This is a genomic window from Mesorhizobium sp. M1409 (assembly GCF_040317535.1).
GTDB lineage: Bacteria > Pseudomonadota > Alphaproteobacteria > Rhizobiales > Rhizobiaceae > Mesorhizobium.
Map to the genome: position 1 here is coordinate 1 of NZ_JAMYKV010000006.1, position 13,889 is coordinate 13,889.

At 61.5% G+C, this 13,889-nt stretch carries 13 protein-coding genes and 2 pseudogenes; 10 read left to right on the forward strand and 5 right to left on the reverse strand.

From position 1 onward, the window contains the following. Together NKG99_RS06915 and NKG99_RS06920 are read right to left on the reverse strand one after the other, a co-directional pair. Positions 1 to 1,621: hypothetical protein (locus NKG99_RS06915; protein WP_352865608.1), on the reverse strand; the 1,621-nt coding region annotated here is incomplete at its 3' end. A gap of 304 nt (positions 1,622 to 1,925) precedes the next feature. Then, positions 1,926 to 2,573 carry a response regulator transcription factor gene (locus NKG99_RS06920; RefSeq protein WP_352865610.1) on the reverse strand — a complete coding sequence of 216 codons (648 nt, stop codon included), beginning with the start codon at positions 2,571 to 2,573 and terminating at the stop codon, positions 1,926 to 1,928. 549 nt (positions 2,574 to 3,122) lie between these two features. On the opposite strand from NKG99_RS06920, the gene eglC reads away from it, so the two are divergent. After that, positions 3,123 to 4,514 (forward strand): endo-1,3-1,4-beta-glycanase EglC, encoded by a 1,392-nt coding sequence (eglC, locus tag NKG99_RS06925; protein WP_352865612.1) that lies wholly within the window; start codon positions 3,123 to 3,125, stop codon positions 4,512 to 4,514. Positions 4,515 to 4,786: 272 nt separating this feature from the next. Here eglC and NKG99_RS06930 read toward each other — a convergent pair whose 3' ends face one another. Both NKG99_RS06930 and NKG99_RS06935 read right to left on the reverse strand, forming a co-directional pair. Beyond that, positions 4,787 to 5,308 carry a GNAT family N-acetyltransferase gene (locus NKG99_RS06930; RefSeq protein WP_352865613.1) on the reverse strand — a complete coding sequence of 174 codons (522 nt, stop codon included), beginning with the start codon at positions 5,306 to 5,308 and terminating at the stop codon, positions 4,787 to 4,789. A 106-nt stretch (positions 5,309 to 5,414) separates the two neighbouring features. Beyond that, positions 5,415 to 6,062, reverse strand: coding sequence for a helix-turn-helix domain-containing protein (locus NKG99_RS06935; protein WP_352865615.1), 648 nt, complete (start codon positions 6,060 to 6,062; stop codon positions 5,415 to 5,417). Between the two features lie 361 nt (positions 6,063 to 6,423). Between NKG99_RS06935 and NKG99_RS06940 the strand changes: the two genes are divergently transcribed. From NKG99_RS06940 to NKG99_RS06980, 9 genes and pseudogenes are all read left to right on the forward strand, one after another. Next, complete coding sequence (locus tag NKG99_RS06940; RefSeq protein WP_352865617.1) at positions 6,424 to 6,756, forward strand: ArsR/SmtB family transcription factor; 333 nt, start codon at positions 6,424 to 6,426, stop codon at positions 6,754 to 6,756. Between the two features lie 16 nt (positions 6,757 to 6,772). Then, positions 6,773 to 6,898: pseudogene (locus tag NKG99_RS35925) on the forward strand (arsenate reductase/protein-tyrosine-phosphatase family protein); the annotation flags it as partial. 103 nt (positions 6,899 to 7,001) lie between these two features. Next, entirely contained in the window at positions 7,002 to 8,111 is a 1,110-nt protein-coding gene (gene arsB, locus NKG99_RS06950) for an ACR3 family arsenite efflux transporter (protein ID WP_502910976.1), read from the forward strand. Then, positions 8,108 to 8,518 carry an arsenate reductase (glutaredoxin) gene (gene arsC, locus NKG99_RS06955; RefSeq protein ID WP_352865619.1) on the forward strand — a complete coding sequence of 137 codons (411 nt, stop codon included), beginning with the start codon at positions 8,108 to 8,110 and terminating at the stop codon, positions 8,516 to 8,518. The genes arsB and arsC overlap by 4 nt, the downstream gene beginning before the upstream one ends. Further along, positions 8,519 to 8,699: pseudogene (locus tag NKG99_RS06960) on the forward strand (arsenical resistance protein ArsH); the annotation flags it as partial. It lies immediately after the preceding gene. Between the two features lie 57 nt (positions 8,700 to 8,756). Beyond that, positions 8,757 to 9,077: an ArsR/SmtB family transcription factor gene (locus NKG99_RS06965; RefSeq protein WP_352865621.1), complete on the forward strand. Its 321-nt coding sequence runs from the start codon at positions 8,757 to 8,759 to the stop codon at positions 9,075 to 9,077. Positions 9,078 to 9,122: 45 nt separating this feature from the next. Then, a complete protein-coding gene (locus NKG99_RS06970; RefSeq protein ID WP_352865624.1) occupies positions 9,123 to 10,511 on the forward strand; it encodes an FAD-dependent oxidoreductase in 1,389 nt (462 codons plus the stop codon). After that, positions 10,508 to 11,734, forward strand: coding sequence for an MFS transporter (locus NKG99_RS06975; protein ID WP_352865626.1), 1,227 nt, complete (start codon positions 10,508 to 10,510; stop codon positions 11,732 to 11,734). Before NKG99_RS06970 ends, NKG99_RS06975 begins: the two co-directional genes overlap by 4 nt. Positions 11,735 to 12,025: 291 nt before the next feature. Continuing rightward, a complete protein-coding gene (locus tag NKG99_RS06980; RefSeq protein WP_352865629.1) occupies positions 12,026 to 13,633 on the forward strand; it encodes a hypothetical protein in 1,608 nt (535 codons plus the stop codon). On the opposite strand, the gene NKG99_RS06985 is transcribed toward NKG99_RS06980, so the two are convergent. Beyond that, positions 13,634 to 13,879 (reverse strand): DUF982 domain-containing protein, encoded by a 246-nt coding sequence (locus tag NKG99_RS06985; protein WP_352865631.1) that lies wholly within the window; start codon positions 13,877 to 13,879, stop codon positions 13,634 to 13,636. It lies immediately after the preceding gene. Positions 13,880 to 13,889: the final 10 nt, after the last annotated feature.

Here is a 13,889-nt window from a genome sequence, read left to right on the forward strand (position 1 = left end):
TCTGGCTGATCGTCAGCACCGTGCCGTTAGCGTTGAGCGCCTGGATGAAGTCGCCGTTCACCGCCGACGAGGTCGGCAGGCCAGCGCCGCTCAGCAGCGTCGAGCCGGCGCCGTCGGTGCCGTAGCTGTGCGCCAGCGTGCCGGTGGTGTTGGCGGTGTCGGGATTGACGTCGCCTGTGCCGCCCGCATTGCCGCCGGTCAGCGCGTCGTCGTCGAGTTGCACGGCCGCGTTGGCCGACACCGTCGGCCCGTCATCGTCGGTGTGCAGCTTGTCGCCGACCGATTCAGTCACCGTCACGCCCTGCGATAGATCGACCCGGCCGACGTCGAATTTGCCGACCACCGCTGTCGCCTGAAAGCGGTTGAAGGTCTCCACCGCCTGTGTGCCGGTGTTGTCAGTGAACCACTGCACCGTATAGGCGTCGTTGAGATGTTGTGCGGTTATGGTTCCATCAGGTATGCCGTTAACGGTGTTGAAGGTGACGAAATTGTTCGTGACGGTTGTGTCGGTGACGACCTGCCCGTTGCCGTCTTTGATGATGACGCGAACGATGGCCACCGCCGCATCGTCGGCAAGTGCGCTTTGGCCGCCATCGTTGCCGAGATTGGCGCCACTGTTGAGATTGTTGTCGATGTAGCTCCGGCCCGACTCAGCAGCGGTTGTTGCGCCGCCGGCGCTGAATGCCCCGATCTTCACGGTGAAGTTGGTGCTCGGAGTGCCTTCCGTCTGCGAGATGAAGAGCGCGGCGTCGGTGACATCGATGAAGTCGGTGTAGCTCATGTTGTCGATGTCGCCATATGTGCCCGGTGCCTGGCCTTTGACGAAGCTGAACACCGCCGTCTCACCCGGATCGAACATCTGGTTGTTGACGCCGATCGTGGCGCCGATGCCGCCCTGGCTGGTCTTGATGTTGTCACCTGAATTGTCGAGTGTTCCGTCGGCGTGGATGACCGGGTGTATGCCGCTTACCACCAATCCTGCGCCGGATGTGCCCACCGCCACGAACAGGTTGTTGCCGGAGGCGAGATTGTCGAAATTGAAGGACGTCGATCCCGTTGCCGAGACGTTGAGAATGTCGGTCCAGTCGATACTGTCATCGCTGCTCGTTACATCCGGGTGCGCGATGGCCTCGAAGGTCACCATCTCGATGCCGGCGCTGAGATTGTCGCCGGCCGCTTTCAGATAGAAGGCGGCAACGACGTCGCCTACGCCCTCGGTGGCGCTGGTGGTGGCCAGCACGATCGTGCCGTTCGCATAGGAATGCAGATAGATGGCATCGCCATCGACCGTCAGTAGCGGGCTGCCATTGAAGATGACCTGATCGCCATCGAGCGGCGCGCCGCTGCCATCGGAGAAGAACAGCTTGCTGATCGTCGCTCCGTCGGGATTGACCGTGACGAGCCCAGCCCCGCTGACCGCCGCCTCGACGTCGTCGGCATAGGCGCGCTGGCCCGCGGACAGTAGCAGGTCGCCAGCAAGGCCGTTCAGGAAAGTCTGGAAAGCGGAGGAAAGCCCGGTGAGGTTGCTGTCGATTACGGTGTCGTTGCCGTCCAGCAAGGTCTGCTGCCCCGAACTCTGATCCAGAGTCAGTGTGCCGGTGATGTCGATGGTGGTTGTCATGATTGTTATCCCCAACAAGAACTTTGAGTTTTGAATCTTGTGATCCGCCATCCGGCGACGCCGACATGTCGGGGTTCCCCAGATCCGATGGCTTATCGAATTGCGGCCTTAATTCCCTCAATGTGCCGCCGACGCGGAGGACGCGTCCATTCCCGCTTAGGTAGTATTGGGGTCAATGGCCGTACCTGATCGAACGATATATATCCTTCGATAGTGGCCGGTGCCGGCGGTTGCACGGCCGATGCCGTCAGGCGGCTTTCCTGCCCGTTGACGGCATCATGTCGATGTCAGTTGAAAGCGATGGTCAGATGAGGCCGGTTCGGCCCGTTCCCGGGCGCTCGGCGTCTTTGCCATGCGCCACCCAGGCCAGTTCCGCCCGGCTGCCGAGGTGCAGCTTCTCGTAGACGTGATGCAGGTGCATCTTCACCGTGCCTTCGGATACATGCAGCCGCTGCGCGATGGTCTTGTTGCGCAGCCCGCGCGAGACGAGATCGGCGACTTCAGTCTCCCGTCCGGTCAGCTTGGACATCGGCTGGGACTGCGTTTCCGGCATCAGCAGTTGCTGGACGATCTTGTTGTCGATCCACTTCTTGCCCGCCGCCACCGCGCTCACGCATTCGACGAGATAGCGGTGGCTGATGCCGTCCAGCAGCAGACCGTCGCTGTCGAGCGCCTGTATTTCCTTGATGTCGATCCTGCCGGCTGGCTGGACGATGAAGATGATGCCGAGAGCGCTGTTGCAGGCCTTCAGCCGGGCTGAGAGACCGGTCGTCTGCGGATCCGCGATGTCCAGGCCGACGATGACGATGTCTGGCCGATGGCGCTCCACATGAGGGACCACGTCGACAGGGCGGCGGCACTGGGCGACAACATCGTGTCCAGCCTTCTGCAACACCCACTCAAGACCGGCGAGATACACCCCCCGCGGGTCGGCGACAACCAAAGTCGACATACCAACACCGTCCGAAAAAACGCAACAAACTTGGTTAAACACCCGTTAAAGCACGAAACCAGAGCTCATGCGTATTGTCAAGTAAACACTAATATAGTGATTGCTATAATAACGATCCGAGGCTTTCAGACCAGCGCGGAATCCCACACGCCGTCACCATGTTTTCCCGGCGGACCGCCTTACGATGGCGCGACGCGCGTTTTCTCCCCGCTGACGGCGATGTCAAATCTCGCCCCCAGATTGCGGCGACTTGTGACCAAAAAAAGTGCTGGCAGCCCAACCCTAAAGCGCGTCGCGTTTGAACGGATTCAGGCGACGCTTTAGGTCCTTGTTTTTATGCATGTCGTCCTCCCAAAACCGAGGTCACTTTTGGGCGACATGCATTAGTGCATTCGAGGCAACGAGGCGGCCCGAATCGCCCGCGTGTTAAGTTATTGGTAACCCTCACAAGTCGAACACAACTCGAAGGCCAAAAAAGGCATTGGCTTCTCGTGCCCTGCATGGATGCTGCGGCTGATATCGAGGCGAGTCCAAGGAGCAGAGACCAGCATGGCCACCGTCCTCAACGCCAAGGGCGTTCCACTCCCCTATAGCGGGTCCTCGACCAGGTGGTACTCGGCGACGAATTCCGGCCCGGCACTTTATGGCAGCATATACAACGACTCGCTCTACGGCGACAGCAGCGTCAGCGTCACGATGTATGGCGGCAAGGGCGATGACATCTACTATCTGTATTCCACGAAAAACAAGGCGGTCGAACTGGCCAACGAGGGTGTCGACACCATCTCGACCTGGATGAGCTACAGGCTCCCGGCGAATTTCGAGAACCTGACGGTCACCGGCGACAAACACTACGCTTTCGGGAACGAACTGAACAACGTCATTACCGGCGGCTCCGGCCAACAGACGCTCGACGGCTTAAAGGGCGACGACGTTCTCAAGGGCGGATCCGGGGCGGACATTTTCGTCGTGGCCCCCGGCAACGGCAGCGACCTGATCCTGGACTTCAGCGCCGAGGATACGGTGCGCGTCGGGAGCTACGGCTTCACCTCCTTCGAGCAGGTGCACGCCAACATGGTCCAGTCGGGCGCGAACGTCCGACTTGATCTATCCGACACCGAGTTCCTCGTCTTCGCCAACAAGACAATCGACCAGTTCACCGCAAGCCAGTTCGATCTGGCCCTGGACAGGTCGCATCTGCAACTCACCTTCTCGGACGAGTTCAACACGCTGAACCTGTGGAATGGCTCGAGCGGTACCTGGGACTCGAACTTCTGGTGGGGAGCCGCGAACGGCAGCACGCTCACGAGCAACAACGAGCTTCAATGGTATATCGATACCAGCTACGCCCCGACGAGTTCAGTCAACCCGTTCAGCGTCGAGGACGGTGTTCTCACGATTACCGCCGCCCGAGCCCCCGAGGCTATCAAGCCCTACATAAACAACTACCAATACACGTCGGGTTTGCTGACGACTCACGAATCCTTCGCGCAGACCTACGGCTATTTCGAAATTCGGGCCGACATGCCCGAAAAACAAGGCGCATGGCCGGCCTTCTGGCTTCTTCCGGAGGACGGCTCCTGGCCACCGGAACTGGACGTCATAGAGATGACCGGTCAGGATCCAAACAAGCTTCTTATGACAAGCCACTCGAACGAGACGGGAACACATACGACCGTGGCCTCGACGCCCTTTGTCTCGGATACCGGAGGGTTCCACACATACGGGGTGCTGTGGACGGAAGACGAACTCGTCTGGTATTTCGACGACGTCGAAGTTGCCCATGCCGCGACACCCGCCGACATGCACGAGCCGATGTATATGCTGGTCGATCTGGCGGTGGGCGGCATCGCGGGAGCGCCCGCCGACGGGCTTGCGACGCCCGCGGAAATGCAGATCGACTACATCCATGCCTATTCGTTGAACGATTGGGTTATCTAGGTGGCACGGTGCACGCTGAAGGCAACAACCCGCAGGGTATGCATACGAGAGCGCTGCATTGAAATCATTGATCAATTTCCGCCGGCGGCACCGCCGCCAGCATAGATTTTAGTTATTTCAACAGCTTAGCGAATTGCGGGAGAGCGCTACCGCCTTTCTTCGACCCTTGACGGTCTAGTGAGCACGCGTTGCGGCGCGCTCGGGCGGGCACGGATATGCTCATCATCTTTCGACCTGCCGCGCCCGAAACGGCCCGGGAGGGAGCGCGGCAGCTAAGCGGCTGATCGCGCCCCCAGCTCCCGCCGAACCAGGACAAGCGTCGCATCGTCGGGATCGGTGGTGATGGTGAAACCCATGTCGCGCTCGACCTCGATCGCGGCACGGTTTTCACGGCTCTCGATCGCTTCGATCGCTTCGAGGCCGAGGTCTTCGGCATATTTCGCAATATAGGCGAGCAGCTCCCAGCCGACGCCCAGATGCTTGCGATCGGCGCGAATGCAGATCGCGACCTCACCGTTTCGGTCGGCTGGATCGCTTGCCAGCGTCGCAACCGCGATCAGCATTCCGTCCGCCGAGAACGCAAGAAAATTATGGATATGGGCGTCGTCTGAACGCGTCATCGCGACCAGCCGTTCATGGGAGACTTCCTTCACGGCGCCGAGAAAGCGGAAGCGCAGGTCGTCCGGCGTCACATGGGTGAAGAACTCCGCCAAGGTCGGTTCGTCTTGGGGATGCGCAAGGCGTATCTCGAAGCGAAAGCCGGTGCGTGTGGTGATTGAGCTATTCGTGGTCATACGCGGACCTCTAATCCTGGATTGTTCTGAAGCGGCCGGATGCTGCGGAGCCAAAGGGATATGGCTTTGCTCAGTATCTCCATGCCGCCGTTCGACGATATCCGGGTCATTCGCTCATGCAGTGGAGCGCGTCGCGCTTGACGATTTCGATGCTGCGCAGGCTGAGCAGGCGGATGACGCCCTTGTCCTTCAGCCGGGTGAAGACCCGTGAAACGGTCTCGATGGTGAGGCCGAGATAGTCGCCGATGTCCATACGAGACATGGGCAGTTCCACCTGTCGCAAGCCGCCCTGCCGTTCCGCGATGTCGACCAGGAAAGCGGCGACGCGTTCGATGGCGTTCTGGCGACCCAGGACCAGCAGGTGTTCCTGCGCGCGGGTCAAACCCTTGAGCGCCAGGGGCAGCAACTGGTGGGACATGTCCGCCCCGGCATTGAGCCGCAAGACGCGCACAGCGGTGGCGTTGATTGCTTCCGCGAAGAAATGATGTGTCGTGTCAGCCTCGAAGCCGAATGTCTCGCCGGCGAGGTGGAAGGCGCTGATCTGCCGGCGGCCGTCGGCAAGCAGGCGGTAGATGCGCACGGCGCCGAACTCGACCTGATAGAGGGCTAAGGCCTTCTCGCCCTGGGCATAGATCTCCGAACCAGCGGGAAAGAAACTAACCGGCTGCAATGGTGCCGGGTCGAATACCGCCGGCAGGCTTGGCTGGACAGAATGCGACGGCAGTGAAATTCTGGAGCTCGTGTAGGCGTGCATGGCTGTTTTCCCGGTTGTTCCGTGACACAGCAATCGCGCGAATCCGCGGGTCGCGAAATTCGGTTATATCCCTACGGGAAACTACCTAGGATTCGACCGTGGCAGCACGGGAGCCGTTGATGATGGCCGGTGCATGCCCGATCTGCTCGGGCGAGGTCGGGGGTGCCTGCCGGAGCCGATCGAGCATCTGGTCTGAGCCGTAGCCCATCGGACCGCCCATGGAAAAGCGCTACGGTCCCCGCCGGGCTCGCGGCACCGGTCGAGGATTTGATGCGGCGAATTTCACCACCGCGCTTGCCCAATTGTCATCCCGCGGTCATACGTTGGCGCTACATACCGTTAAATCTGGATTTATAGATACATGGATAAAAAACTAGCTCTCCTTGCCTTGGCGGCGCTCGGCCAGGATACCCGGCTCGAGGCTTTCCGCATGCTCGTTCAGGCTGGCGGCGAGGGAGTTCCCGCAGGTGAGATCGCTGCACGGCTCGATACCGTTCAGAACACCATGTCGGCGCACCTGAAGATTCTAGATCATGCCGGCCTGGTTCGAGCCGAGCGCGACGGCCGCACAATCCGCTACGTCGCGGACATGACCGGCTTCCGCGATCTACTCGCCTATCTGATGGAAGATTGTTGCAACGGCGCACCGGAATTGTGCCAGCCCGTCATTCAAGCTGTGACCTGCAAATGCTAGAAGGGAGGCGTACGCGATGAGCGAGCCGTACAACGTTCTGTTTCTCCGCACCGGCAATTCGGCCCGTTCGATCATCGCCGAGGCGGTCCTTAACCGTGTCGGTGTCGGCAAGTTCAAGGCCTATTCCGCCGGATCGCACCCCAATCAGCCTGCCGATGAACATGGTCGACAAACTTGCCCTGCAGAAGCAGCTGGACGAGATCGGCCGCAACCCGCCGAAGGCCGGCTGAGTCAAGGAACCAACCATGACTGATCATGCTTTGAACGCGGGCGAGGCGACGCGGCCCAGGATTGGCTTCGTTGAGAAATACCTGACGGTATGGGTAGCGCTGTGCATCGTTGCGGGTGTGGTGCTCGGTCATCTGCTGCCCGGCGCGTTCGGCGCCATTGCTTCAGCCGAGATCGCCAGGGTCAACATTCCCGTCGCGGTGCTGATCTGGCTGATGATCGTGCCGATGCTGTTGCGCGTCGATTTCGCCTCGCTGGCCAGGGTCGGCACCTACTGGCGCGGCATCGGCGTGACGTTGTTCATCAACTGGGCGGTGAAGCCGTTCTCGATGGCGCTGCTGGGCTGGCTCTTCATCGGCTGGCTGTTTCGGCCTTGGCTGCCCGCCGTGCAGATCGATTCCTACATTGCAGGGCTGATCATCCTTGCCGCGGCACCGTGCACGGCGATGGTGTTCGTGTGGTCGAACCTGACGCGCGGCGAACCGAACTTCACACTGTCGCAAGTGGCGCTCAACGACGCGATCATGATCGTCGCCTTCGCACCCATCGTCGGTCTGTTGCTCGGCCTGTCGGCCATTGCCGTGCCGTGGAGCACGCTGGTGTTGTCGGTGGTGCTCTACATCGTCCTGCCGGTGATCGTCGCGCAACTGGTTCGCGCCCGGTTGCTGGCGGCGAAGGGGCAAGCGGCGCTCGACGCGCTGCTGGCTGCCATGCAGCCGCTGTCGCTGTTTGCCCTGCTGGCAACGCTGGTGCTGCTGTTCGGCTTCCAGGGCGAGCAGATCATTGCCCAGCCGCTGGTGATCGCGCTGCTGGCGGTGCCGATCCTGATCCAGGTCTATTTCAATTCCGGCCTTGCCTATCTGCTCAACCGCATCTCCGGCGAGCGGCATTGCGTGGCCGGGCCATCGGCGTTGATCGGCGCGTCGAACTTCTTCGAGTTGGCGGTGGCAGCCGCGATTGCGTTGTTCGGGCTGAATTCGGGCGCCGCCCTCGCCACCGTGGTCGGCGTCCTCATCGAGGTCCCGGTCATGCTGTCCGTGGTGTGGATCGTGAACCGCAGCCGGGGCTGGTACGAAGAGGGTGCCGCCGTCAAAACCACAATGTCGACAGAGAGGCCCGCGCAATGACCGTCACCATCTACCACAATCCCGATTGCGGTACGTCCCGCAATACCCTCGCGATCATCCGCCAATCGGGCGAGGAACCGGAAGTGATCGAGTATCTGAAAACGCCGCCGTCGCGGGAACGACTGGTCGAACTGATTGCGGCGATGAGGATGAAGCCCCGTGACTTGCTGCGCGAGAAGGGCACGCCCTATGCCGAACTCGGCCTCGGCGACCCCAAGTGGACCGACGACGAGATCCTCGATTTCATGCTGGCGCATCCCATCCTGATCAACCGGCCGATCGTGGTCACACGTCTCGGCGTCGTCCTTGCCCGGCCTTCGGAAGCGGTTCTCGACGTCCTGCCAAATCCGCATATCGGGCCATTCGTCAAAGAGGATGGCGAAGTCGTGGTCGACAGGACGACATAGGGGCGCACCCTCGCGGTGATGCAGGTGTCGGGCGGCTCGCGGAGCTTCAGCGCCGTCAACCAGCTGCGTATTCTCGGCCGCTGGGTGCGGATGGTCACGATTCCCAACCAGTCGCCGGTAGCCAAGGCGTTCGCCGAGTTCGACGAAGCCGGCGGTCGATCTGAGCCAGAAAATTCATATTTCGAGAATCGCCGAAATTCATTTGACCGACTTCCCAATCGCGCTTATACATATTTCCATGAAACTCGAACAAGCAGCATCGCAACTCGAAGCTCTCGGGAACCCCACCCGGCTTCAGCTCTACCGTGTCCTGGTTAGGGCGGGGGACGAAGGGCTTCCGGTTGGCAGTATCCAGGAGAAACTGGAGATTCCGTCCTCGACACTGTCGCATCACCTCAAGCGGCTTGTCGACACTGGCCTCGTGACCCAGGAACGCCAGGCAACAACTCTGATCTGCCGCGCCAACTATCCCGGCATGAATGCGTTGATTGGCTATCTGGCTGACGAGTGCTGTGCCGACGCAAAATGTGCGCCAGCGGCCAGCAAAGCTGTCGCCTGATTTTTTTTGCGCGAATAATTCGAAGATACTGGAAGGATCGAACAAATGAGCGACATCGCAAATCTCCCGGTGGCCGTCATCGGCGCGGGGCCCGTGGGCCTCGCCGCGGCCGCTCAACTGATCAGCCGTGGACTGAAGGTGAAGGTGTACGAGGCCGGCTCGCATGCAGGTTCGAACCTGTTGGACTGGGGGCACGTTCGCGTTTTCACGCCGTGGCGCTATTGCGTCGATGCGGTTGCCCGCCGGCTGCTCGAGGGCCATGGCTGGACAATGCCGGAGCTTGAGGCATTTCCCACCGCCGATGAGATCGTCGATCAATACATCGGCCCGCTCGCGCAGCTTCCGGAACTGGCACCGTCGATCGAGACCAATGCTCGCGTCATCGCCGTATCCCGCTGGGGTGCCGACAAGGTCCTCAGCAAGGGGCGTGAACAGAGGCCCTTCATGCTGATGGTCGAAACCGCAAGCGGCCGGCGCCGGGATACGGCCCGCGCCGTCATCGACGCTTCGGGCACATGGCAAACACCGAACCCGCTTGGCGCAGGCGGCTTGTCCGCTGAAGGCGAGAGCGAGTTCGGCGACCGGATCGCCTACGGCATACCCGATGTCCTCGGCCGGGACCGCCATCTCTATGCGGGCCGTACGACGCTCGTGGCGGGGGCCGGTCATTCGGCTGCCAATGCCTTGCTGGAACTGGCCAAGCTGTCAGAAAGCGCTCCAGGCACCTCTGCAATCTGGACGACGCGCGGCACCGACCTGGTGCGGATCTATGGGGGCGGCGATGCTGACGCGTTGCCGGCACGCGGTGAACTCGGCTCCGAAGTCAGGGACCTTGCCGAAAGCGGGCGCGTCCGCCTTGTCACCGGCTTTGCCACCACAGCCATCAGTGAGGTGGACGGCCGCCTGCTTGTGGACGGGCAAACCAAAGACGGTCTTCAAACCATCGGGCCCGTCGACAGGATTATCGCGGCCACCGGCCAGCGGCCGGACCTCGCCCTGACCCGCGAACTGCGGCTCGATCTCGATCCATGGCTTGAAAGCGTAAAGGCGCTCGGTCCTCTCATCGATCCTAACGAGCACTCTTGCGGGGACGTCCCCCCGCATGGCCACCGTGAACTCAGCCATCCGGAACCGGGGTTCTATACGGTCGGAATCAAGAGCTATGGGCGTGCGCCGACATTCCTGCTGCTGACCGGCTATGAACAGGTCCGCTCCGTCGCAGCAGTGATCGCCGGTGATATGGCGGCGGCCGATGCCGTGCATCTGGTGCTGCCGGAGACCGGCGTTTGCACGGTGCCGGCATCGTTTTCCGGCTCAGCAGCCAAAGGCTGCTGCGGTGGCCCGGCGCCTGTGGCCGTTGACGCCTGCTGTGTTGCGGACGCGCAAGCCAAGGACAAGGGCAAGGCCGGCTGCGGCTGCAGCGCCGCAGCATGACCATGTCGCCCCCGTCGGCCGCCGTCGTGCGTGGTCGTCGCACGATCATCACGACGCTCGGCGTGACACAGATCATGGCGTGGGGATCATCGTATTATCTCCCCGCGGTCATTGCGCCGGCAGTCGCCTTAGGCACAGGCTGGCCTCTGGCCTGGGTCGTTGGGGGCCTGTCTCTCGGATTGCTCACAGCGGGAGTTATCTCGCCGCATGTCGGGTCTTCGATCGAGCGGCACGGTGGCCGCAACGTTCTGGCCTTCAGCGCGGGTTGCATTGGGCTTGGCCAGATCGGACTTGCGGTAGCGCCCAATCTGGCCGCCTACATCATCGCGTGGCTCGTTATCGGCCTCGGCATGGGGGCAGGGCTCTACGACGCCGCGTTCGGCACCCTTGGCCGGCTCTACGGCCATGGGGCTCGCTCCGCCATCACCACGCTCACCCTGTTCGGGGGCTTTGCGAGCACGATATGCTGGCCGATCTCGGCTTTTTTGCTGGGGGAGATTGGATGGCGCGGCACGTGCCTGGCCTACGCCGCGGTCCAGCTCTGCCTTGCCTTGCCGCTTTACCTTGTGATCTTGCCTCGTGGCCTGCCGCAACCGGCTGCCAAAGCCGCGTCGAGTAGGGCGGTGACGCCTGCCCTGCAAACCGGCTCCAATCTCACGATCATGATCGTCCTGGCCGCGACCCTCACGCTTGCGGCGGTAATCTCTTCGATGCTGTCAGTGCATCTGCTTACGATCCTGCAACGGAGCGGCATGACGCTTGCCGCAGCCGTTGGGCTTGGAGCCCTCGTCGGCCCCTCCCAGGTGGCTGCCCGGACGGTCGAGATGGTGATCGCGCCCCTCCATCACCCGATCTGGACCAAGTTCGCGTCGGTTACCTTCGTCGCTATCGGGGTCTCGGCGCTCTGGCTCGGCATGCCGATCATCCCGCTAGCACTCGCGTTCTACGGCGCGGGCATCGGGCTGGAATCCATTGCGCGGGGCACTCTGCCGCTCGCGATCTTCGGCTCCAATGGCTACGCCAAGCTGATGGGTCGCCTTGCCATGCCGAGCCTGATTGCTCAGGCGGCGGCGCCGTCCCTTGGCGCGCTGCTGCTGGAGCGCTTCGGCGCTTACGGCACACTGGCGACGCTTTCCGGCCTTGCGCTGATTAACGTCGCCCTGGCATGCGGCTTGGGTTGGCTGTTTTTCAGTCGAAGGGATATTCAGGTGCAGCCGCAATAGTGTGGCTGACGGTAGCGGTTGCCCACTTAACTTATTATTAGCGACTGGTAGCGGGAGAGGGACTTGAACCCCCGACCCCAGGATTATGATTGCTAGTGTCGGACAATTTTTCACCCGCCAAGTTTGTTTACTAATACAGGCATAGCGACAAACTCAGTGGTCAACCTGCTGAAAAACAAGGGTTTTGTCAACGAATTGAATCAACTTCCGTTCAAACATGAACGATACGATTGAGGTTCCGTCGGGGCTTGTAAACAAGATAGCGAACGGTATAGAGACGGTATACGCAAAATGGGCCTGATCATGCCGACCGAACGCTGCAGCATTGGAGTTTCCGAAACCAACCGGGCCTTCCGGATGGCCAAGGATGGACACGAAGGGCCTGTTCACATCTTCAAGCACATGGGGAGGGAGGGCCTTCAGCTTCGCGTCCAGCGGAACACTGCCGCCTGGGTCGTCCGCTACAAGGACCTGACTATCACGATTGGATATCTCTACCCGGAGAGGTCGGAGCTGCCTCTCGGCGGCCACAACGCCGCGCTCGATCTCGCGGCCGACATCAAATCGGTTCTCATTGACCAGCCCGACCGCCGCGATGAATACCTGCTTCTGCGGTACCGCACCACTGAGGATGCCAAGGGCAAGGCCCGTCGGCTGACGCATGCCGAGGCGCTGTCCGCTCTCCGGCCGAACTCCAACACGTGGACGCTGCGCGAATGCGTCGACCAGATGGTCTCGGAGCGGGAGAAGCCGGACGCGGATGAGCCGCTGCGCCCGGCTACCGTCACGGAAATCCGAACAGCCTTCAATCGGCCCTGCATGCAGGCGCTGATAGACAAGCCAGCCTCCATGGTCACCCGGGGAGAGGTCGAAGCCGCCCGCAACGAGGTGCGAAAGACGGTCGGCGCGTCGTCGGCGAAGAAGCTGGTGGCCTGGGTGAGGTCCGTCTTTGGCTACATGGCCAAGAACCATTCCGGCGCGTCTGGCATCACTGGCGCCGACCCCTGGTGGGAGCTGCTTCATGCGCCGTACAAGGTCAAGGAGCGGACGCGGAAGCCCAGCCTTGAGGACATCGTGAAGACGTTGATCCTTGCGGAGGAATACCTCGACAAGCCTCTCCCGGGCCGGATGATGGACAGGGCATCCGTTGGGGCGGGGGTCCTCGCCGGACTGTGGTTCGTCGTCATGACCTGCCAGAGGTCGGATGCCGCGATGCGGTTAAAGACCTACAACCTGCTCCCTGACGAGCGGCGCGGCGAGGGCTGGATGATAGCCGCATGGGAGGCAGAGCTCATGAAAGCCGGGCAAGCTCAGATGCTTCCGATCCCGGGGAGGGCGGCGGCTCATATCCAAGCTGTTCGGGCGAGGGCGAAAAACACAGGGTCGAAACAGTGGGCTTTCCCAAGCGACCGTGATCCGGACATCAACGCCAGCCGATCAGGCGTATACCGAATCCTATACCGTCTCGCTGGCAAGGACGTGCTCATACAGAAAAAGCCTGATGATCACGAACCCAAATTGAGAAAAAACGGCTCTCCTCGTAAAGTCCCTGAGAGGACGCCGCGCCGCGACCTGATGGCGGAAGCCGACATCGCCTGGTGGTCCCTGCATGACGTTCGCCGGACGCTCCAGGATATTCTCGACAGCGCTGGCATTCCTGGCGGCGCGTCGGCGGTGCTGGCGCACGAGATGAAGTCCGACGTCACTCTGACGCTGACGATGACGGAGCAGCAGCGTGACGACTTTATGCGGCAACGCGTCGCCCGAATCACGAACGCGGCCTACGGCGCAGCCCAGTATCCACGGTTGAAAGCGGAGGCCATGGAAATCTGGACGAACGCACTGTTCGACGAGTACGCCAAGCAGAAGGCGGCCCTGTTGACTGCAGGCGCCGCATGATCATGCGTTCTCCCGGAGGATGCCCTCTTCTTTGGCGGCTAGCCGGAAGCATCTCCGGACCTCCTGCGATGTCGCCTCGTCTGCCAGCGCGGCCATGCAAACTCGAACCGCAAGCTTCCACTTCGGTCCCTTCTTGGTAAACCGAAGGAGTTCTTCGGAGGCTGCCTCGACGTGACTGATGCCCGAGGTAACCCCAGGCTGAAGTGCTTTGATATAAACGGGGGGCGAAAACCAGTGCAGGGCCATTGGGGAGGAC

Coding starts and splice junctions, on each gene's coding strand:
- NKG99_RS06980 (WP_352865629.1), top strand. CDS start 12,026: ATGGGCCTGATCATGCCGACCGAACGCTGCAGCATTGGAGTTTCCGAA.
- NKG99_RS06965 (WP_352865621.1), top strand. CDS start 8,757: ATGAAACTCGAACAAGCAGCATCGCAACTCGAAGCTCTCGGGAACCCC.
- NKG99_RS06940 (WP_352865617.1), top strand. CDS start 6,424: ATGGATAAAAAACTAGCTCTCCTTGCCTTGGCGGCGCTCGGCCAGGAT.
- NKG99_RS06975 (WP_352865626.1), top strand. CDS start 10,508: ATGACCATGTCGCCCCCGTCGGCCGCCGTCGTGCGTGGTCGTCGCACG.
- NKG99_RS06985 (WP_352865631.1), bottom strand. CDS start 13,879: ATGGCCCTGCACTGGTTTTCGCCCCCCGTTTATATCAAAGCACTTCAG.
- NKG99_RS06935 (WP_352865615.1), bottom strand. CDS start 6,062: ATGCACGCCTACACGAGCTCCAGAATTTCACTGCCGTCGCATTCTGTC.
- NKG99_RS06970 (WP_352865624.1), top strand. CDS start 9,123: ATGAGCGACATCGCAAATCTCCCGGTGGCCGTCATCGGCGCGGGGCCC.
- arsC (WP_352865619.1), top strand. CDS start 8,108: ATGACCGTCACCATCTACCACAATCCCGATTGCGGTACGTCCCGCAAT.
- NKG99_RS06920 (WP_352865610.1), bottom strand. CDS start 2,573: ATGTCGACTTTGGTTGTCGCCGACCCGCGGGGGGTGTATCTCGCCGGT.
- NKG99_RS06930 (WP_352865613.1), bottom strand. CDS start 5,308: ATGACCACGAATAGCTCAATCACCACACGCACCGGCTTTCGCTTCGAG.
- arsB (WP_502910976.1), top strand. CDS start 7,002: ATGACTGATCATGCTTTGAACGCGGGCGAGGCGACGCGGCCCAGGATT.
- eglC (WP_352865612.1), top strand. CDS start 3,123: ATGGCCACCGTCCTCAACGCCAAGGGCGTTCCACTCCCCTATAGCGGG.